Here is a 1,146-nt window from a genome sequence, read left to right as displayed (position 1 = left end):
CGCGCGGGAGCAGAACGCGGCGAACGCTGATTTCGCCGAGCGGATCCTGGCCACGCACACCGTGGAGTTCGCGCCGGAGGTGCACGCCGCTGCGCAGTTCGCGTTGTCGAAGGGTGCCGCGGCGCTGGACGTGTTCGCCAGGACCGGCTATGCCGAGGCGAAGCTGCGGGACCGGGTGGCGCGGGAGACTGTCGGTGAGCAGGCCGCGGCGTTGCGGGCCGAGGACCGGGCGTTCGTCGCCGGGTTGCGCGACACCGATCCGGGGATGAACGTGCGGGCGGCGGCGGGTCTTGCGCTGCGGGCTGACGGGACCGACGCCGATGTGGTGGAGTTCTTCGCCTACGACTGGGCTGCCGCGGCGGCGGTGGATCTGGAGATCCTGAAGGTGCGCTGCGCGGACGCTGACATGGTGGGCCGGTCGAACCTGACCCAGCTGGAGACCAGCGCCCGTAACGCCGAGCAGGCCGCCTTGGCCGCCGCCGGTGAGGCGAGGGTGCAGAAGATGGCCGCCGCGGCCCGCGCGTGGGAACTGGTGAGCGGGCAGGCCGAGCCGTTGATCGGCAGGTGGGATGAGGCCGAGCGGGTCGCTACCGAGCAGGCGGCGCACTGGCGGCAGATCGCGTTGGACGCGGCCGCCGCGGCCGCCGGCAACCCGAACTGGGCGGCGGTCGCCGGTTCGGCGCAGGCCACCGCGCAGCAGTGGCAGGTCGAGCGGGACAACGCCGCCACCCGGGCCGCGTTCTGGGCCGGCCGTTACCAGGAAGCCCTGGACGGCGAACTGCGCATGCAGCCCTGACCTGTCCGCCTCACCCGTCATCGCCTTTTCGCAGAAGGAATCAGGTGCCATGAGTAGCATCCGCATGCCCGGCGACGGGCCTCTGACGTGAGCCTGCTGAAACGAGTCCGCCACGCGGTTCTGACATCGCTGGCGGCCACACTCGTCGTGACGATCGTGCACGTACCACCGCCGGCTGCGGCATCGCCGCGCCCTGCCGCCGAACGGGCATCCGAGCTTCCGGACATCCCGGTCCCGCCGTTGGTGACCGATCCGTGGGACGGCAGCGAGGGTGTGCCGGAGATGGATGAGCGGTGGCGGCAGTGGGTCGCCGACACCGCCGAGTCGGCTGAGGAGCCGGAGATCCGCGA

General features: G+C 71.9%; 2 protein-coding genes. Both read left to right on the top strand.

What is annotated here, in order from left to right; genetic code table 11:
- A partial coding sequence (locus ACQ0O7_RS45220; RefSeq protein WP_430792117.1) for a hypothetical protein occupies positions 1-796 on the top strand: 796 nt, incomplete at its 5' end.
- An 87-nt stretch (positions 797-883) separates the two neighbouring features.
- On the top strand, positions 884-1,146 hold a 263-nt coding region (locus ACQ0O7_RS45215), incomplete at its 3' end, for a hypothetical protein (RefSeq protein ID WP_430792116.1).

The organism is Actinoplanes sp. G11-F43 (genome assembly GCF_050589265.1).
In the GTDB taxonomy this organism is placed as follows: Bacteria; Actinomycetota; Actinomycetes; order Mycobacteriales; family Micromonosporaceae; genus Actinoplanes.
Note: the sequence above shows the minus strand (reverse complement) of the source record. Positions and strands in the feature narration are given on the sequence as shown.